16 protein-coding genes and 1 tRNA gene are annotated in these 17,844 nt (G+C 67.5%); 6 read left to right on the top strand and 11 right to left on the bottom strand.

Annotation, left to right across the window (positions count from 1 at the left end):
• Window positions 1–17 precede the first annotated feature (17 nt).
• From MGN01_RS00890 to MGN01_RS00915, 6 genes are all read right to left on the bottom strand, one after another.
• Window positions 18–1,298 (bottom strand): YjgN family protein, encoded by a 1,281-nt coding sequence (locus tag MGN01_RS00890; protein ID WP_238257674.1) that lies wholly within the window; start codon window positions 1,296–1,298, stop codon window positions 18–20.
• A gap of 192 nt (window positions 1,299–1,490) precedes the next feature.
• On the bottom strand, window positions 1,491–1,715 hold the full coding sequence (locus MGN01_RS00895) for a YbdD/YjiX family protein (RefSeq protein ID WP_147044686.1): 225 nt from the start codon (window positions 1,713–1,715) through the stop codon (window positions 1,491–1,493).
• Between the two features lie 7 nt (window positions 1,716–1,722).
• On the bottom strand, window positions 1,723–3,786 hold the full coding sequence (locus tag MGN01_RS00900) for a carbon starvation CstA family protein (RefSeq protein ID WP_147044687.1): 2,064 nt from the start codon (window positions 3,784–3,786) through the stop codon (window positions 1,723–1,725).
• Between the two features lie 114 nt (window positions 3,787–3,900).
• Window positions 3,901–4,530 (bottom strand): TPM domain-containing protein, encoded by a 630-nt coding sequence (locus tag MGN01_RS00905; RefSeq protein ID WP_147044688.1) that lies wholly within the window; start codon window positions 4,528–4,530, stop codon window positions 3,901–3,903.
• Window positions 4,520–5,332 (bottom strand): TPM domain-containing protein, encoded by an 813-nt coding sequence (locus tag MGN01_RS00910; protein ID WP_147044689.1) that lies wholly within the window; start codon window positions 5,330–5,332, stop codon window positions 4,520–4,522. The genes MGN01_RS00905 and MGN01_RS00910 overlap by 11 nt, the downstream gene beginning before the upstream one ends.
• A 10-nt stretch (window positions 5,333–5,342) precedes the next feature.
• On the bottom strand, window positions 5,343–5,978 hold the full coding sequence (locus MGN01_RS00915; protein WP_147044690.1) for a LemA family protein: 636 nt from the start codon (window positions 5,976–5,978) through the stop codon (window positions 5,343–5,345).
• A 138-nt stretch (window positions 5,979–6,116) separates the two neighbouring features.
• Here MGN01_RS00915 and MGN01_RS00920 point away from each other — a divergent pair, with 138 nt between their 5' ends.
• Both MGN01_RS00920 and MGN01_RS00925 read left to right on the top strand, forming a co-directional pair.
• Window positions 6,117–6,446, top strand: a complete 330-nt coding sequence (locus MGN01_RS00920; RefSeq protein WP_147044691.1) for an Rdx family protein — start codon at window positions 6,117–6,119, stop codon at window positions 6,444–6,446.
• 162 nt (window positions 6,447–6,608) lie between these two features.
• Window positions 6,609–8,711 carry a sensor histidine kinase gene (locus tag MGN01_RS00925; protein WP_238257692.1) on the top strand — a complete coding sequence of 701 codons (2,103 nt, stop codon included), beginning with the start codon at window positions 6,609–6,611 and terminating at the stop codon, window positions 8,709–8,711.
• Here the strand turns inward: MGN01_RS00925 and MGN01_RS00930 are convergent.
• From MGN01_RS00930 to bla, 3 genes are all read right to left on the bottom strand, one after another.
• Entirely contained in the window at window positions 8,704–9,540 is an 837-nt protein-coding gene (locus MGN01_RS00930; protein ID WP_147044693.1) for an aldo/keto reductase, read from the bottom strand. The genes MGN01_RS00925 and MGN01_RS00930 overlap by 8 nt on opposite strands.
• Window positions 9,541–9,742: 202 nt before the next feature.
• Window positions 9,743–10,486 carry a Crp/Fnr family transcriptional regulator gene (locus MGN01_RS00935; RefSeq protein WP_147044694.1) on the bottom strand — a complete coding sequence of 248 codons (744 nt, stop codon included), beginning with the start codon at window positions 10,484–10,486 and terminating at the stop codon, window positions 9,743–9,745.
• Between the two features lie 153 nt (window positions 10,487–10,639).
• Window positions 10,640–11,536 (bottom strand): class A beta-lactamase, encoded by an 897-nt coding sequence (gene bla / locus MGN01_RS00940; RefSeq protein WP_147044695.1) that lies wholly within the window; start codon window positions 11,534–11,536, stop codon window positions 10,640–10,642.
• Between the two features lie 96 nt (window positions 11,537–11,632).
• Between bla and MGN01_RS00945 the strand changes: the two genes are divergently transcribed.
• Window positions 11,633–13,162: an acetate--CoA ligase gene (locus tag MGN01_RS00945; RefSeq protein ID WP_147044696.1), complete on the top strand. Its 1,530-nt coding sequence runs from the start codon at window positions 11,633–11,635 to the stop codon at window positions 13,160–13,162.
• A 177-nt stretch (window positions 13,163–13,339) separates the two neighbouring features.
• A tRNA-Ser gene (locus MGN01_RS00950) sits at window positions 13,340–13,432 on the top strand.
• 183 nt (window positions 13,433–13,615) lie between these two features.
• On the opposite strand, the gene MGN01_RS00955 is transcribed toward MGN01_RS00950, so the two are convergent.
• The gene (locus MGN01_RS00955; protein WP_147044697.1) at window positions 13,616–15,730 is read right to left on the bottom strand and encodes an ABC transporter ATP-binding protein/permease; all 2,115 of its coding nucleotides are present in this window, start codon (window positions 15,728–15,730) and stop codon (window positions 13,616–13,618) included.
• A gap of 195 nt (window positions 15,731–15,925) precedes the next feature.
• Window positions 15,926–16,231 carry a hypothetical protein gene (locus tag MGN01_RS00960; RefSeq protein ID WP_147044698.1) on the bottom strand — a complete coding sequence of 102 codons (306 nt, stop codon included), beginning with the start codon at window positions 16,229–16,231 and terminating at the stop codon, window positions 15,926–15,928.
• A 210-nt stretch (window positions 16,232–16,441) separates the two neighbouring features.
• Between MGN01_RS00960 and MGN01_RS00965 the strand changes: the two genes are divergently transcribed.
• Entirely contained in the window at window positions 16,442–17,074 is a 633-nt protein-coding gene (locus tag MGN01_RS00965; RefSeq protein ID WP_147044699.1) for a 2OG-Fe(II) oxygenase, read from the top strand.
• A gap of 20 nt (window positions 17,075–17,094) precedes the next feature.
• On the top strand, window positions 17,095–17,820 hold the full coding sequence (locus tag MGN01_RS00970) for a hypothetical protein (RefSeq protein ID WP_238257672.1): 726 nt from the start codon (window positions 17,095–17,097) through the stop codon (window positions 17,818–17,820).
• Window positions 17,821–17,844: the final 24 nt, after the last annotated feature.

Genomic DNA, 17,844 nt, shown 5'->3' on the forward strand with positions numbered 1-17,844 from the left:
TCGACGCTGGCCAGGGCTCAGAACCCGATCTCGATGGCGCCGCCGACATCGAGCGCGTCGGCGAGGCCTTCGTTGAGTCCGCTGGCGGTGCGGCGCGAGGAGGCGAGGACCGCATCGAGCGCCTCGACGTTCTCGAACGTGGTCGAATCGGTCACGGCGCGCCACAGGCGCACGGTGATGATGCGGACCGCGAGCACGGCGAAGGCCAGCAGCATGGCGAGATAGAGCGGGACGATCAGCAGTAGGATCAGCCAATGCATGCCGCTGAAGGTGCCTCCGTCTCCACCCCCGCTCGCGACGATGACCATGGCGATCCCGACGACGATCGCGAAGACGACGAAGAAGCCGATCAGTGTGAGGAAGTAGATGATGTAGGGCCAGTAGAACTGCCGTGCCCTGAGCGACGAATGCAGGCGAGACGCGCCGAGTGCAGCGGCGTTCATGAAGGCACGGGTTTCCCTGGCACGGTAGTAGGGGAACAGCAGCACTGCGAGCGGGATGAAGATCGCGGAGACGATGCCGACCACGGTTCCGTAGCGCGCGAGCGGCGTGCCGGCGTAGACCGGGTTGAAGATGAGCTGACCCGGCTTGTGTGGGTCGGGGATCATCATGTCCGACGGGATCGAGAACTTGTTGGCGATCAGGAAGGCGAGGACGCTGATGAGAAGCGGCCCGAGGCCGACGACGTAGAGCAGAAGCCAAGGCTTTACGATCATGCCGCCGGTCGCCGTCGAGGCCATGCGGCTTTCGCCGATCAGCGTATGGTTGATGCGGTAGCGCTCCAGCGAAGCCCGCATCCACGGGAAGGCGATGCCGAGGGTGACGATGGTGAGCAGCCACCAGCCCAGCGCCAAGCCGACATAGGTGATGGCGGAGCCGTCCTGGCTCAGCCGGATGCCGCGCCAGAGCGTGCGCGAGGCGCGGTAGCGCCGCCCGCGATAGACCGCGTACTGGCCGAGGAAGAACAGGAAGATGAAGGAAATCGGGCCGGCCAGTGCCGCCAATGACGGAACGGCGAAGCTGATCGCGAAAAGAACGAGATAGACCGGCACCAGGATGGCAAGCGCCACGAGGAAGCCGAGAAACAGTTCCTTGCCGCGTCCCGTGTATTCGCCGGGAGAACCGGCGACGACGGTGCGGCTCCAGAAGTATCGCCGCAGGTTGGTGATGTACCAGAAGCGGTAGATCCCGAAGGTGATCAGCGAAAGCAGAAAACCCTTCACCACAATCCCGGTGAGGCCCTTGGTCTGCCGGTCGAATGCAATCACACCTTTCCTCGACAGGGGCGCGCCCGACATCGATACCGATCCGCTCATCCCAAGCCCCTTCGTTCGGCGGTCAACCTAGACGGAGTTGCGCGGGATGCACGCCGAAAATCGGTGCTTTGCCGCACCGTTCACGGTCTATTGCTCAAACGGAGACTGATGAGCCGGCGAAGAGTGCTGTCTATCGTAGGTGCCGGATAGCAATTGGGTCCGGCGGGCCGGGATTCAGCAGCAGCGGAAGCCGCTCTTGTTGCCGACGCCGAAGCGGGCGTTCTCCCGGTTTCGGAAGAACTCCCGTTCGGTCATCGGCGCCAGATCCGGATGGGTCTTGGTGACGTGCGCAACATAGGCGCCGTAGTTGCCTTGGCCGATCAAGAGACGCGCGCCGTCGCACACGCACTGACTGAGCGCCTTGAGGCGAGCCCGGTAGTCGGTGGACGGCGCCATCATGCTCTACTCACTCCGCCGGGGCGAGCTTCGGATCGGCCTCGAGGGCGGTCCAGCGATCGGTCCGCATCGCCTTGACGCAGGACATGATGCCGAACACCGCGATCGCCACGACGAGGCCGACGAACAGGACGGCCAGCGCCGCATCGATGCGGTTGTTCAGCACGATCTGGTGCATCTGGTCCATGTTCTTGGCCGGTCCGAGCACCTTGCCCTCGGCGATGGCGTTCGAGAAGCGATCGGCCTGCGCCAGGAAGCCGATCTTCGGATCGGACGAGAAGATCTTCTGCCAGCCGGCCGTGAGCGTGCAGATGCACAGCCAGGCCGTCGGGATGATGGTGACGAGAGCGTAGCGCTCACGCTTCATCTTGAAGATCACCACGGTGGCGAGCGTCAGGGCCACGGCCGCCAGCATCTGGTTCGAGATGCCGAAGAGCGGCCAGAGCGTGTTGATGCCGCCCAGCGGGTCGGTGACGCCCTGGTACAGGAAATAGCCCCAGGCCGCGACGCAGAGGGCCGTGGCGAGGATGCTCGGCGCCCAGGCGGTCGTATCCTTGAAGCGCGGCGTGATCAGCCCGAGCAGGTCCTGGAGCATGAAGCGTCCGGCTCGCGTTCCGGCATCGACGGCCGTGAGAATGAACAGGGCCTCGAACAGGATCGCGAAGTGGTACCAGAAGGCCATCATCGCCTTGCCGCCGATGGCGGAGGAGATGATGTGCGCCATGCCGACGGCGAGCGTCGGCGCGCCGCCTGCGCGCGAGATGATCGTGGTCTCGCCGACGTCCTTGGCCGTCTGCGTGATCTGCTCGGCGGTGATGGTGAAGGCCGGATCGAGTTTGGTCACAGCCGCCGCGGCGGTCTCCGCCGTGGTGCCGATCAAGGCGCCGGGCGAGTTCATGGTGAAGTAGATGCCGGGCTCGATCACGCTCGCCGCGACGAGGGCCATGATCGCGACGAAGCTCTCCATGAGCATGCCGCCGTAACCGATGAGGCGGGCGTCCTTCTCATTGTTGATCAGCTTCGGCGTCGTGCCCGACGAGATCAGGGCGTGGAAGCCCGAGACCGCGCCGCAGGCGATGGTGATGAACAGGAACGGGAAGAGCTGACCCGCCCAGACCGGACCGGTGCCATCGACGAACTTCGTCACGGCCGGCATCTGCATGTGCGGCGCGACCACGGCGATGCCCAGCGCCAGGCCAACGATGGTGCCGATCTTGAGGAAGGTCGAGAGATAGTCGCGCGGGGCGAGCAGCAGCCAGACCGGCAGGATCGAGGCGACGAAGCCGTACCCGATCAGCATCCAGGTGAGTTGGGTGCCGGAGAAGGTGAAGAGCGGCCGCCAGAACGGATCCTCGGCGATGTGGCCGCCACCGACGATGGCCACCATCAGCAGCACGAAACCGACGATCGAAACCTCGCCGACCTTACCCGGACGCACGTAGCGGGCGTAGACGCCCATCAGCATGGCGATCGGGATCGTCGCCGCGACGGTGAATGTGCCCCAAGGGCTATCGGCGAGCGCCTTGACCACGATCAGCGCCAGAACGGCGAGCAGGATGATCATGATCATGAACGTGCCGAACAGCGCGATCACGCCTGGGATCACCCCGAGTTCGGCCCGGATCAGTTCTCCGAGCGACCGGCCGTCGCGGCGCATCGAGATGAACAGAATCATGAAGTCCTGCACCGCGCCGGCCAGCACGACGCCCGCCAAGATCCAGAGCATGCCGGGCAGGTAGCCCATCTGCGCGGCGAGGACTGGGCCCACAAGCGGGCCGGCACCGGCGATGGCCGCGAAATGGTGGCCGAACAGCACGGTCTTGTTGGTGGGGACGTAGTCGAGCCCGTCGTTATGAACGTGTGCCGGAGTCTGGCGCTTGGGATCGAGCGCCATCACCTTGTCGGCGATGAACAGCGAGTAATAGCGGTAGGCGATCAGGTAGACGCAGATCGAGGCCACCACGACCCAGAGAGCGTTGATCGTTTCACCCCTCTGCGTGGCGACGATGGCGAGCGCCGCGGCGCCCAGGGCTCCGACCAGGGCCCAGGGCCCATGCTTCTGTACCGCGCCCATCGACGCTTCTCCCGACTGAGCCGTAATTCTTGATTCTCACGGCTTTCAAATTCGCTTTTAGACAGTCTGCAAAAGAATTCCAGTTGCAAGCAAGCCGCACAGGTAGGGGCTCTTTCAGTTCAGCAGCACGACCCGGTTCGGGAGTTCGTTTCGAGTGGGTCCGGCAGGCAGCGCGTCGGCGAGCGTGGAGCCAACACGCCCGACCGCGGCGAGCAGGCCAGGGCCGAGCGCGCCGCGTCCGGCAGCCTCTGTGAGCTCGGCAATCACCTCTCTCCAGGCCTCGTCGGGGATCCTGGCGCGGACGGCTTCGTCGGCGACGATCTCGGCGTGGCGCTCGGCCAGGGCGACATAGATCAGGACGCCCGTTCGGTTCTCGGTCCCGACGAGACCGCGGGCCTCGAACTCACGGCGGGCGGCGTCCCGCACGCGCTGCCGGCGGATCGGGGCGGGGACCAGCCCGATCCGGACGCGCTGGTCCATCGCGGCGAGCAACGCGGCGAGTGCGACGGCCGCCTGGATCGCCGCGATCGAGGCAGCGGACAGGGCGGTGAAGCCGATGAGCGGCCAAGGTACGAACAGCGCGCAGAGCAGCGCGAGAACTGGCGCCGCCGAACGGTAGAGTCCCGAGCGGGCGGCAACGAGCACCACGATCTCGCCGCTCGTCGCGCGCTCGGCCCGCGCGATCTCCGCGGCGATGCCGGCGCGCTCGGATAGCGACAGGGCAGGGCGCCTCTTACCAGTCACCGGATGCGCCTCCGCCCCCCGACGAGCCGCCGCCGCCGGAAAATCCGCTATCCGAGAAGCCGCCACCGCCTCCCGAGAACCCGCCGCTCCAGCCGCCGGAGGACGGCGAGGGAAAGATGATGATGTCGCCGCCGCGCCGCCTGTGGCGGCCGCCCGGTCCGGAGCCGGAATTCATGCGCCAGACGGCGATGACGACAAACAGGATCAGCACGATCCAGAACGCCACTTCGAGGCCGTTGACCGAGTCGCGGCGCACGGGGGCGCGCCGCTGCCATTGCTCGGCATCGCCCGCGAGGACTGATAGGATCGCGTCGGCCCCGGCCTCGATCCCGCCCGGAAGATCGCCCTGCTTGAACTTCGGCGTGATCGCGGTGGTGATGATCACCTTGGAGACGGCATCGGTGAGCGCACCCTCGACACCGTAGCCAGCCTCGATGCGCACCTTGCGCTCGTTCGGAGCGACCAGCAGGAGGGCACCGTTGTTCTGCTTCGCCTGTCCGAGCTTCCATTCGCGATAGAGCCGGTTGGCGTAGTCCTCGACGGTCAGCCCCTGCAGGCTCGGCACGGTCGCGACCACGATCTGGTCGCCGCTCTTGTCTTCCTGCGCCTTGAGCTTGGCGGTGATCCGCTCGCGTACATCCTGCGGCAGCACGCCGGCCGCGTCGGTCACACGGCCGTCGAGGGCCGGGAAGGAGGGCTCTGCCGCCCGCACCAGTCCGACGCAGGCCATGAGCAGCAGCACACAGATCGGCCCGACCGCGAGGCGTCGGAGCCGTCCGGTAGCGTGCCGGCGCGCTGCCATTTCAACTTCCCTAGAACTTCACGTTCGGCGCTTTCTCGGAATTCGGCGTCGCCGTGAAGGTCTCCATCGGCTTCGCGTCCGGATAGAACCAGCTGGCAATCCAGCGGCCCGGGATCGTACGGATCTCGGTGTTGTAGGCCTGGACGGTCTGGATGTAGTCGCGCCGCGCCACGGCGATGCGGTTTTCGGTGCCCTCGAGCTGCGACTGCAGGGCGAGGAAGTTTTGGTTCGACTTCAGGTCCGGATAGGCCTCGACGGTGGCGAGCAATCGGCCGAGCGCGCCGCTGAGTTGGTTCTGAGCGTCCTGGAACTGCTTGAATTTTTGAGGATCGTTGACGGTGGAGGCGTCGACCTGAACGCTGGTCGCCTTGGCGCGGGCCTCCACGACCTTGGTCAGGGTCTCCTGCTCCTGTTTCGCGTAGCCCTTCACCGTCTCGACGAGGTTCGGGATCAGGTCGGCGCGGCGCTGGTACTGGTTCTGGACCTCGCTCCAGGAGGATTTTGCCTGCTCCTCCAGGGTCGGCACCCGGTTGATGGCGCCACAGCCTGACAGGCAGGTGGCGAAAGCCATCGCCAGCATGGCCCCGATCACGCGGGCCAGCACCAGGGACCGCGGCCGGCTTGCGGATAACGAACCCTGACGCATCGATGGTCTCCCTCGGTCTTGGTCGAACGGTCAAGCATGAGATGGGACGCATCTCTCCCCATGGAAAGGGCGCGGATAGACTCCGATGAACCGACGTGGCGGTTGACAAGCGGAGGCGGTTGGTAGCGCTGTGCCGGCATGGAAGAGCCTTCCTCCGGTGCGGCGAAGCCTCGGGTCGCGATCACCTACTGCACGCAATGCCGATGGCTCTTGCGGGCGGCCTGGATGGCGCAGGAGCTTCTGTCGACCTTTGGCGACGATCTCGGCGAGGTCGCGCTGATTCCGGGGCGGGGCGGTGCCTTCCTGATCGCGGTGGACGGCGCTACGATCTGGGAACGGGTGCGCGATGGCGGCTTTCCCGACGTCAAGGCGCTCAAGCAGCGGGTGCGCGACCGCATCGATCCGGGTCGCGATCTCGGCCATGTCGACGGCGCGACGGCGGCGGATGACGAGAAGGACCGGGCGTGACGCTGCGCTCGGCGATGAAGGTCGGCGGTGATGCACGGCATACGACCTGACGCCCCCGAGCCGGCGAGCGCCCGGATCATCCGCGGAAATCGCAGGTCGGTGATCGGCCGCGTTCTCGCCCGGCTCGACGAGCGCGGTTTCTCCACGCAATTCTACCTGATCATGCTCGTGATCGCGCTGATCGGGCCGGGCCTGATCTTCACCGCGATCCTTCTGGCCCGCTACGCCGCGACGGAACGGGCGCGCTTCGAGCAGGATGCGCGCGAGAACGTGCGCGGCATCTCGCTGGCGATCGACCGCGACATCGCAGGGCTCGTCGCGGGTCTCCAGACGCTCGCGACCTCGCCCCGCCTGCGCAACGGCGAGTTCGAGGGATTCGATGCACAGGCTCGGCTGGTGCGCGACACGATCGGCCTCGAGATCATCCTGCGCAGGCCAGACGGCCAGCAGGTCGTCAATACCGGACTGAAGCCGGGCTCGCCGCTGCCGATCACGCCGCTGCCCTTCGATGAAGAGATCGCGGGAGGCATCCAGCGCTCGGCGGTGACCGGCTATCTCGGCGCCTCGGATCCGCTCGGCGCCTCTTACGCCATCGGCGTGGGGGTGAAGCTCGATACTGGCGTCAAGTTCATCCTGAGCTACGCCGTGCCCCTGAGCCGGCTCGACGCGATGCTCGCGCGCGATCACGTCCCGGGCTGGACGACCGGGCTCGCCGATCGCGACGGGATCGTGCTGGCGCGCGTGCCGGAGCTGCCCGGCGTGGTCGGGCGGATGCGGCTCGCGACTCTGCGCCAATCCGCGACCGAGACACCGGGCGTCTGGGAGGGCAAGGACCGCGCGTTCAAGCCCGTCACGGTGGTCGAGGAGCGCTCGCGCTTCAGCGGCTGGACGGTGGCGGCGAGCATCCCGCAGCATCTGGTCGAGGCGCGGCTGCGACGCTGGATCTGGGCCTTCGGCGGCTTCGGCCTGCTGGTTCTCGCGACCTCCTCGGCGCTGGCTGTGCATCTCTGGTCGCGGGTCTCGCGGCCGCTGCGCCAACTCGCGGCGACGGGGCCGGCCCTGTCGCGGGGGCAGGCGATCCCGCGCATCTCTTCGCCGATTCATGAGATTCGTCGCCTGGGCGACGTGCTCGCCGACGCCTCACTGCGCCTGCGCACCCGCAGCGAGGAGCGCGACCGGGCGCTCGCCGACACCCAGCGCGGCCTCTCGGCGCTCCGCGAGAGCGAGGCACGCTTCCGCGTCGTGGCCGATTCCGCCCCGGCGCTGATCTGGATGACGGACGAGGCCGGCGCGATCGTCTTCGCCAACATGCATTTCGACCAGCTCTTCGGACGGCCCTATTCGGAGCTGTCCGGCGAGGGCTGGCACAAGGTCATCCATCCGCCCGACCTGCCGGCTTTCTCCGCGCTCTTCGAGGAGGCGGTCCAGCAGCGCACGCCGTTCAAGGCGGAGATGCGCGTCATCGACCGCAACGGCGCCGTGCGCTGGCTGCGCTGCGAGGGCGTGCCGCGGCTCGACGAGACAGGGGCCTTCCTCGGCTATACCGGCTGCAACATCGACATCACCGATGCCAAGCGCGCCGAGGAGCACTTGATCCTCCTCATCAACGAGCTGAACCACCGCGTGAAGAACACGCTGGCGACGGTCCAGTCGATCGCGCTGCAATCCCTGCGCGGGCTCGAGGGCGAGGAGGCCGAGGCGGCGCGCGGCGCCTTCGAGAACCGCCTGCTGGCGCTGGCGCGCGTCCACGACGTGCTCACCCGCGAGAACTGGGAGGGCGCCGAGATGGGCGCCGTGGTCGCGGACGCGATCCGTCCCCTCGACGGCGGAGGAGTAACGTCGCGGTTCACCTGCACGGGACCGTCCTTGCGGCTGCCGCCGCGGCTCGCCCTGTCCATCGCCATGGCGCTGCACGAGCTCGGCACCAACGCCGTGAAATACGGGGCTTTGTCCAACGAGGACGGCCGGGTCGAGATCACCTGGACCTTGGAGCGGGGCGCCGAGACCCGCCTCGGCCTGCGCTGGCGCGAGAGCGGTGGACCGCCGGTCAGGAAGCCGACTCGCACCGGATTCGGCTCGCGCCTGATCGAGCGCAGCCTCGCCCGCGAACTGGAGGGCAAGGTCGAGCTTCTCTACGAGGCGAGCGGCGTCGTCTGCACCATCGATGCGCCGGTGCCGCCGCCCGGCCTGCTCGAACGCAAGGGCGGCACTGCGCTGCCGCGGCCGTCGCAGACGTCGGCGCTGCCGGGAACGGACGTCAGCTAAAGCTCGCCGGATCGGGACCGATCCGGCCATCGGCCCGGTCGAGACCCTCGATCGCAGCGTGATCCTCGGGCGTCAGCGCGATGTCAAATACCGAGAAGTTCTCGGCGATGCGCGATGCCGTGGCCGATTTCGGGATCGCGACGAGCCCGCTGTCGAGATGCCAGCGCAGCACGATCTGAGCGGGGCTGCAGTCGTGCCGCCGGGCGATCTCGACGAGCACCGGATCGTTGAGAGCCTTGGCCTGGCCGAGTGGGCTCCAGGACTCCGTGACAATGCCGAGGCGCGCATGGACCTCGCGCAGAGCGCGCTGCTGGAAATGCGGGTGCAACTCGATTTGGTTGACCGCCGGCACCACGCCGGTCTCGGCAATGATCCGCTCCAAGTGCTCGGCATTGAAGTTGGACACACCGATCGCGCGTGCCCGGCCCTGGCGCTTCAAGTGGACGAGGGCACGCCAGGTGTCGACGTAGCGGTCGCGCTGCGGGCAGGGCCAGTGGATCAGATAGAGGTCGACCGCATCGAGCCCGAGCCGCTCCAGGCTCTCGTCGAAGGCGGCAAGCGTGCTCTCGTAGCCCTGATGGTCGTTCCAAAGCTTCGTCGTCACGAAGATGTCTTCGCGGGGCAGGGCTGCCTGGTGCAGGGCGCGGCCGACGCCGGCCTCGTTGCCGTAGATCGAAGCGGTATCGATGGAGCGGTAGCCGACGTCGAGCGCGCTCCTGACCACTGCCGGCGTCTCGGCACTGGGCAGTTGCCAGACGCCGAAGCCGAGCTGCGGGATGCTGCCTCCGTCGTTCAGCGCGAGGCGCGGCACGCTGGTGGCATCCGTCATTGTCCGTCTCCGATCGGGGGCGGCCCATCCGAGAAGGGGCCGCAGGATGCGACGAACCTGTGGCGCTGCAGGCGATCCGTCGAGGGGCCCGCGATCCAGGCAGAGTCGACCGGGAGAGCGGCGGATCGCATCCGGCATCGTACCGGTGGCATGGCGCCAAGGCGAAACCGGGCTCGTGCCCGTATCGCAGGCCTCTCGACGATCACTCGTCGGTTGCGTCCAAGTGCCGGCCGATCCGATCGAGGTGAAGGTAATTCGGGTTGAACAGAGAGGCGGTCTTGAGGGCTGGTAGATCGGGGATCGTCAGCAGGCGTCCGCGCAACGTCACCAGACCATTGGCGCGCAACTCCTGCAGCACCCGGTTGACGTGGACGTTCGACAGGCCGAGGGCGTCGGCGAGATCGACCTGCGTGATCGGCAGTTCGCAGGAGGGGCCGTCGGTGAGATCGACGGCGCGCATGCGCAGGAACAGTTCGCAGAACAGGTGGCCGAGCCGCTCGGTCGCTGTCCGCTGGCCGATATTCACGGTCCATTCCCGCTGCACGGCCGTGCCCACCAGCGTCTCCCACCACAGGGCCTGCGTAACGCGGGGATGCTGCTCGGTGATCGTCGTCAACGCGTCGCGATCGATCTCTGCGACCGTCACCACGCTGAGCGTGCCGATCGAATGGTCCATTTCGGGCATGACGAAGGCGTGCGTGTCGCAGAGATCGCCCGGCAGGAGGATCGCGATGATCTGCCGCCGCCCGTCCTCAAGCTGCTTGTAGCGGCAGGCCCAACCCGAGAGGATGAGGTTGACCTGATCCGGGCGCTCACCCTCGCGGATGATGTCCTCTCGCGGCCCGATGCGGCGGACGTTCAGCCGGGCGGCCTCGTTGAGTGCCTGCTTTTCCCCGGACGACAGACGCGCGAAGCGCTGAAGCTTCCGAACCAGGGGGGTGTCCATGCTCCAGGCCGTCCGTTCGTTCGAGGCCTCATAGCGTTGCTGTGCGGCGCGCGATTTAACATTCGATAAGAGCGGATCGGCAAAATGTCTCCTCTCAACGCAGATAGCCATTTCGGATTTCGTCGGCGCCTCAGACGGTAAGGGCTTGCGCTATCAGCGCGACGAGTGTGCCTGCGCCTTGAGATTGTTGGCGATGGTGCGCGCAACCTGCGCTATGGACGCGTTCCGCTGCTCGGGAGAGCCCGTCGATTCCGTCAGGTAGACGGCCGCGAGGATGGGTGCACCGTCCGGTGGGTACAGAAGGCCGACGTCGTTCGCCGTTCCCCGCTCGCCGGTGCCGGTCTTGTCGCCGACGCGCCAATCCGGCGGCAGCCCGGCGCGAAATCGCGTCGCGCCGGTCCGGTTCGCCAGGAGCCATTCCTGCAGCCTCGCCCGGGAGGAGGTCGCCAGGGCATCGCCGAGGACGAACCGATCGAGGTTCGCGACCATGGCATCCGGGCTCGTCGTGTCGCGCGGGTCTCCGGGCAGCGCCTCGTTCAAGGCTGGCTCGGTGCGGTCGAGCCGCGTGACCGTGTCGCCGCGCTCGCGCAGATAGCGCGTCAGCCCCGATGGTCCGCCGATCCTCGAGAGCATCAGGTTGCCGGCGGTGTTGTCGCTGAGCGTGATGGCTGCCTCGCAGAGGTCGGCGAGCGGGATCGCCCCTTCGGTGACGCGGGCCGCGGTGGTCGGCGAATAGTCCACGAGGTCGGATGCCGTGTAGGCGATGCGCCGCTCCAGCGATTCTTGTCCTGCATCGACGCGTGACAGGACGGCTGCCGCCGCGAGAAGCTTGAACGTGCTGCAGAGCGGGAACCGTTCCCCGGCCCGGTACCGCAGGCCGCGGCCTGTGCCCGCCTCGAGAGCCGCGACGCCGAGACGGCCGCCGACGGAACGCTCGATCTGCGCGAAAACCTCCTCGGGTGTCGGCTCGGCCGCCGTGGCCCCGCCTCGGAACGAATCTGGCAGCGCGAGGAGCGCTGCGGCGGTGGTGAAGGCGCGTCTGTTGATCATGCACCAAGCCTTTGCGCAGACCATGACCGAAGCTTGACGCTCGGCCCCGCGCGCCCGACAGAACAGGGTCATCCAGGCGAATGGAGCCGCCAGTTCGTGTCCCTCGACGACCGCGCACCGCCGCCGCGCTTCAACGCGGCCCGCTACTGCCTCGCCGAGAATGCCCGATCGCGCGCCGCCAAGGCCGCCCTGGTCGTGGTGGGCGAGCACGGGGTCGAGCGGATCAGCTTCGCCGAGGCCGACCGGGCGGTGCGCGCGATCGCCGGCGGACTATCCCGCCTCGGCCTCGGGCCGGGCGCGCGCGTGATGATCCGCATGGGCAACGAGGCCGACTACGTCCTCGTCTATTTCGCAGCGCTCGCCGCCGGATTGGTGGCGCTGCCGTCCTCATCCCAACTGACGGCCGCCGAGGCATCCTTCCTGATGGAGGATTCCGGCGCCTCGGCAATCGTGCTCGGCCGGGGTGCCACCCTCGATCGGGATCGTCTCGGTGGGCGCATCCTGCTTGGGCCAGACGAGATCGCGGCAATGAAGGCCGGCGAGCCCGCGGCCGACTACGCCGATACCGGTGCCGATGACCCCGCGACGCTCGTCTACACCTCTGGCACCTCGGGCTCGCCGAAGGGCGTGCTGCACGCCCACCGCGCGATCTGGGGCCGCCGGCCGATGCACGCCCATTGGCTCGGCCTCACCGAGCACGATGTGATGCTGCATGCCGGTGCGATGAACTGGACCTACACCCTCGGCGTCGGCATCACCGACCCCTGGGCCTGCGGCGCCACCGCGATCGTCTATAACGGCCCGCGCGACCGGGGCATCTGGCCGGCCCTGATCGCGGCCCATGGCGCCACGATCTTCGCCGCGGTTCCGAGCGTCTACCGGCAGATCCTCAAATACTCCGACCTGGCGCAGCACGATCTGTCGAGGCTGCGCCACGGCGTCACCGCCGGTGAGACGCTGGCACCGGACCTGCTCGCAGCCTGGACGGCGACGGCGAAAAAGCCGCTCTACGAGGCGCTCGGGATGAGCGAGGTCTCGACCTACGTGTCGAGCGGCCCGACGATCCCCGTTCGCCCCGGCTCGCCGGGCAAGCCGCAGCCCGGCCGCCGCGTCGCGATCCTGCCGGTCGAGGGCGAGCCTGAGCCGTTACCGGCCGGCGAGACGGGGCTTCTCGCCGTGCACCGCTCCGAACCGGGCCTGATGCTCGGCTACTGGAACCGCCCGGACGAGGAGCAGGTGGTCCTGCGCGGAGACTGGTTCACGGGCGGCGACCTCGCGAGCCTCGATGCGGACGGCTACCTCTGGTTCCACGGCCGCAACGACGACCTGATGAACGCCATGGGTTATCGGGTCTCGCCGAACGAGGTCGAGGCCGCGCTGATCGAGCACCCAGACGTTGCCGAGGTCGGTGTCGCCGAACTCGCCGTGCGCGCCGATCTCAAGGTGATCGCCGCCTTCGTCGTCCTGACGCCGGGCGCCATGCCGGACCCGCAAGCCCTGATCGCCTGGTGCGGCGAGCGTCTTGCCGCCTACAAGACTCCTCGTGAGATCCGTTTCCTCGATGCGCTGCCCCGCACCGCCAACGGCAAGGTCCAGCGCAAGCGCTTGGCCGAGACTCAAGGCTGACGGGATCGCGCTCGATCGAGGAAATCCGACGCGCAGGGTCCGATGCTCGTACGATCTGCTCGATCGGCGTTGTGCGAGGGGAGGCGGAGGTGAGCGGACGCTTCCGAGCAGGTGGACGGCGGAACCGCACGAGCCGGGTTGACCGGCCCCATGCGAGCTTTTAGAGCCGATACCAACGGAGACGTGGCCGAGAGGCTGAAGGCACTCGTTTGCTAAATGAGCATACCCCTAAGAAGGGTATCGAGGGTTCGAATCCCTCCGTCTCCGCCACTCGATCCTCATAAACCTAGATAGACCTCGCGCGTTCGCTGCTGGTGCGAATGCACGGCGCTGCCCAGCTTTCGCATCGCGGCCGCCTCTCCCGCAGATGGAAGAGGTCGCCTCGAACAGACTGACGCGGCTCGCCGAGCAGGATGAACCGCACGCAAGGGGCGGCGCTATGTTCGAACGCGCCTACTCCGCCGCAGCGGGCGCGGGCACGCGTTTCGGCTCGTAGCGGCCGTCATTGGCAGCCTGCATGTCGATGCGGCTGTCGTGGAGTTCGTGCAGCGTCGAGCGGTGGCCGATCGAGACGATCGTGGTGCCGGGCAGCTTTTCGCGTAGGGTCCGGTAGATCCTGGCCTCGCTCGGCTCGTCGAGGGCCGCGGTCGACTCGTCGAGGAAGAGCCAGTCGGGCTTGGCCAGGATGGCACGGGCGATGGCGAGGCGCTGCTGCTCTCCGCCGGAGAGGCGCTGGTCCCAGGCGTCGACCTGATCGAGGTTGTCGGCGAGCTGCGGCAGCTGCGCGGCGGTGAGCGCGTCGCGGATCGCCTCGTCCGAGAACTGGTCGGTGGTGTTCGGGTAGGTGACGGCGCCGCGAAGGGTGCCGAGCGGGATGTAGGGCCGCTGCGGCAGCAGCAGCGCCGACTGCCCGGCCGGCACGTCGACCCTGCCCTTGCCGAAGGGCCAGATGCCGGCGATGGCGCGAAACAGCGTCGATTTGCCCGAGCCCGAGGGGCCAGTGACCAGCGTTGCCACGCCCTTCGGCAGTGCGAAGCCGGCCGTGTGCACGATCTCGCGCCCGTCGGGCAGGCCGAGGACGAGATCCTTGGCCGTGACGTCACCCCTGCTGTCGTTGCCCTGGACGAGACCGTAGCCGGCGCCGCTCAAGGCCTCGGCCTTGGTCATGGCGCGCTTGAAGGAGGAGAGACGGTTGGTGTTGGCCTTGTAGGAGGCGAGCGTCGTGTAGGAGCTGATGAAGAACGACAGCGCGCCCTGGACGCTCGAGAAGGCATCCGCGGTCTGCTGGAACTGTCCCAGCGTGATCTTCTTCGCGAAGTAGGACGGCGCAGCCAGGATGTAGGGGAACACCACGCTGATCTGGCTGTAGGACAGCGTCAGGCTGCCGAGCTTGATCCGGCGATAGATGATGCCGAGGTAGTTGGAGATGATCGAATTGAAGAGGCCGCGCAGCCGCACGGTCTCGGCCCGCTCGCCGCGCAGCAGCGCGATCTGCTCGCTGTAGATGCGGGAGCGGGCGAGCGAGAAGCGGAAATCCGCCTCCACCTTCTCCTGGCGGAAGTCGAGGCCGATCAGCGGGCGGCCGACGAGGTGGGTGAGCCAGGTGCCGACGACGGCGTAGCCGACCACCAGCCAGACCAGGAAGCCTGGGATCACCGTATCGGTGAACGGCAGCACGAAGTCCCGGGACAGGCTCCACAGGATGACCATGAACGAGACGAGCGTCGCTGCCTGGGAGAGCAGCCGGATCGAGAGCGTCGTCGTCTGCTGGATGAACAGGTTGACGTCGCTCTGGATACGCTGGTCAGGGTTGTCGGCGTGCTCGTCGGTGAACGGGATGCGGTAGTGGGTGCCGCCGTCGAGCCAGCGCTCGTAGAGGCTCTTGGTAAGCCAGGTCCGCCAGCGGATGTGGAGGCTGGCATCGACGAACACGTCGAGCATGCCGATGATCACCCAGACCGTCGCGAGCGGCCCGAACACCCATATCAGCTGGTACCAGAAGACCTCGGCCTTGTACTCTTGCAGGGCGTTGAAGAGGTCGCGGTACCAGAAGTTCAGGCGCAGCTGCAGGGCGACCTGGGCGAAGGTAATGAAAATCGAGAGCGCGACCAGGCGCTGGCCGAGCGTGCCCTCGGTGCGACCGAGGAAGCGGAACGGGCCGATCTCGCGGGTCGGCTCGTCGCGTGTGGCGAAGTAGGGATCGGCGATCAGCGTGATATCGCGGATCGGCTGCAGGTAGGAGATTCCCAGCACGATCGCGGCAAACACGACGGCGCCGGTCGCGGCAAACTCGGGAGGCAGGAGGGCGGCAAGCACCGGCGGGAGCAGCCCGAGCGCGGCGGCCTGTTTGGCCAGCGCCAGGAACAGGTAGCCGATGCCGTAGACCGAGATGAAGATCTTCAGGTAGGCGGAGATGTTCTTGGCGGCGAGCAGGATGCCGGCCATCGCAAGGCCCGCGAGGGAGACGTAGAGCGGCGGCGAGGGCATGCCCGGCGCTGCGAGCAGAAGCAGCGCGACGACGGCGGTGAGGACGGCCTGGATGCCGAGCCCGCTCTTGAGTGCGGCCACGCTGGTCTCCCTTCGGACTTTTCACATCTGCGCGGACCGGACGGCCCGGTGACGGGCCGCGCCCTCGACGGGCAGGATCCCTGGCGCAGTGACGTGGCGACATAGTGTTGCCGGGCCGCCGCGTCTCCTGAAATTTTGGTCACGTTCGGATCGAGGGACTGTGGAGGGCCGCTGCCGGGGCCGCTCGACGGCGGCCTAGTTCCCGTTCCAGTCCTCGAATTCGGGCGCCTTGCAGCGGTAGCCGACCGGACATTGCGGGTTGTCGCGGGTCGGCACGAAGCGGAGTTCGGCAATCTCCGAGATCTCGCAATAGCCGCGATCGGCCACGATCCGCTCCGATTGGCCCGGTCCCGTCGCGAGCACGACGTCGCCGTCCTGCTTCACCAACGCCTTGGCGTCCGTGCAGGATACGCGATTGGTCGCCAGCCGCTGCTGGGCGGCAACCGGAGCCACCTGGCCCAGAGCCAAGACGCCCGTCAGGAAGACGAGAGGGAGTTTCATGATGCCATAGGGCCGCGGTACCGAATCCAGCCCAAGCTTGACCATGGCAGGTTCACGGCGCCCGGAAAAGGGGCGCCAGCGCACGCTCCGCCGTGCAGAAGCCGCAATCGGGCAGTTTACGAATCGTTGTGGCCGCAAGGGCCTTTAACAAACGATGAAGCGGCCGTAGAAACAACGAATCGCGCCGCTCTCAACGGGCGAGATCTCATCATGTCGAGCTTATCGATCCTCAACCTGGATGCCGTGCGCGCAGCCCCCGTCTCGCGCTCGCCCTACACCTATTTCCTTGGCAACGGCGTCCTGAACCGTGATGCGGTCGCCGAGATCCGGCAGGATTTCCCGGCCATCGCCAAGCCCGGCTACCTCACGGTGGACGAGGTGGCGCTGAAAGGCCGCTTCAAGGCGCTGATCGACGAGCTCGAGAGCGACGAATTCTCCCGCCTGCTCGGCGAGAAGTTCGGAATCGACCTGGTGTCGTGCCCGCGGCTCACCACGATCATGAAGAAGAGCCAGCTCAAGTACGGCGCCATCCATACGGACGGCCCGTCCAAGGTCATGACGCTGCTCGTCTACATGAACGACGAGTGGGACGCCCCAGCCGCTGGCCGCCTGCGCGTGCTCTACGACGGCAAGAACTACGAGCCCTTCGCCGTCGAGGTGCCGCCGACCATGGGCACGATGTTTGCCTTCCTGCGCGCCGACAATTCCTGGCACGGCCACGAGCCGTTCGAGGGCGAGCGCCGGGTCGTGCAGGTGGCCTGGATCAAGGACGCGAGCGAGCTTGAGCGCAAGAAGAAGCGCAACGGCATGGCGCAATTCCTGAAGGGCATTTTCGGGCGCTGATCATGTCGGAGGGGCAGAGCATGAGCGTGGCATGCGAGATCAGGGACGAGCCCGTCGTTCCCTATCTCCAATTGCCGGTCGCGCATGTGCTCGACCTCGGCGAGCCGCGCCCCCTGCGGCTCGCGGTTCCGTTGATGCTGGCAGCGGGCTGGGGTGCGCTGCTCACCTTCAGCGTGATGTTCCTGATGGAGGATGGGCGTAATCCGGCGGCGGTCGCCGAACGCGGCCCCGCTGCCGAACGGCCCGAACCCGCGCAGGTCAAGGAGGCCCAGGCACACCTGCAGGAACCGGCCCAGGCCGCCGCGGTCGAGCCGGCCGCCGCCGCCGCGCCGAGTGTCGTCCAGGTTGCGAGTACGGCGGGCGAGGCGCAGCCTGCCGCGACGCCGACCGCGGCATCCGTGGCTGCGCCACCGATCGTCGCTCCTCGTCCCCAGGGCGCACCGATCGAGCGTGTCGGCTATGTCGGGACCTGGGGGCCGAACGCTCAGGCCTGCGGCTCGCGCTCCCGACGGAGCGGCTACATCCCGGCGACGATCACCGAGGAGGGCGCCAGGGCCGGCCGCACGCTCTGCCGCTTCCGCAATGGCCGTCGCGATGGCGTAGCCTGGACCGTGTCGGCCGATTGCAGCGATCGCGGCCGCAACTGGACCTCGCAGGTGCGCCTGCTCGTCGATGGCGACCGCCTGATCTGGACGAGCTCCAAGGGCTCGTCCTCCTACGTGCGCTGCGGCCGCCGCGAGGGTTGAGACCGTTCCCGTCTGATCTGTTCA

Source organism: Methylobacterium gnaphalii (assembly GCF_007992215.1).
Classification (GTDB): domain Bacteria; phylum Pseudomonadota; class Alphaproteobacteria; order Rhizobiales; family Beijerinckiaceae; genus Methylobacterium; species Methylobacterium gnaphalii.

Excerpts from the sequence above, each read along its gene's own strand:
- MGN01_RS00890 (WP_238257674.1), bottom strand. The coding sequence starts at position 1,298 with ATGTCGGGCGCGCCCCTGTCGAGGAAAGGTGTGATTGCATTCGACCGG.
- MGN01_RS00895 (WP_147044686.1), bottom strand. The coding sequence starts at position 1,715 with ATGATGGCGCCGTCCACCGACTACCGGGCTCGCCTCAAGGCGCTCAGT.
- MGN01_RS00900 (WP_147044687.1), bottom strand. The coding sequence starts at position 3,786 with ATGGGCGCGGTACAGAAGCATGGGCCCTGGGCCCTGGTCGGAGCCCTG.
- MGN01_RS00910 (WP_147044689.1), bottom strand. The coding sequence starts at position 5,332 with ATGGCAGCGCGCCGGCACGCTACCGGACGGCTCCGACGCCTCGCGGTC.
- MGN01_RS00915 (WP_147044690.1), bottom strand. The coding sequence starts at position 5,978 with ATGCGTCAGGGTTCGTTATCCGCAAGCCGGCCGCGGTCCCTGGTGCTG.
- MGN01_RS00920 (WP_147044691.1), top strand. The coding sequence starts at position 6,117 with ATGGAAGAGCCTTCCTCCGGTGCGGCGAAGCCTCGGGTCGCGATCACC.
- MGN01_RS00925 (WP_238257692.1), top strand. The coding sequence starts at position 6,609 with ATGCTCGTGATCGCGCTGATCGGGCCGGGCCTGATCTTCACCGCGATC.
- MGN01_RS00930 (WP_147044693.1), bottom strand. The coding sequence starts at position 9,540 with ATGACGGATGCCACCAGCGTGCCGCGCCTCGCGCTGAACGACGGAGGC.
- MGN01_RS00935 (WP_147044694.1), bottom strand. The coding sequence starts at position 10,486 with ATGGACACCCCCCTGGTTCGGAAGCTTCAGCGCTTCGCGCGTCTGTCG.
- bla (WP_147044695.1), bottom strand. The coding sequence starts at position 11,536 with ATGATCAACAGACGCGCCTTCACCACCGCCGCAGCGCTCCTCGCGCTG.
- MGN01_RS00960 (WP_147044698.1), bottom strand. The coding sequence starts at position 16,231 with ATGAAACTCCCTCTCGTCTTCCTGACGGGCGTCTTGGCTCTGGGCCAG.
- MGN01_RS00965 (WP_147044699.1), top strand. The coding sequence starts at position 16,442 with ATGTCGAGCTTATCGATCCTCAACCTGGATGCCGTGCGCGCAGCCCCC.
- MGN01_RS00970 (WP_238257672.1), top strand. The coding sequence starts at position 17,095 with ATGAGCGTGGCATGCGAGATCAGGGACGAGCCCGTCGTTCCCTATCTC.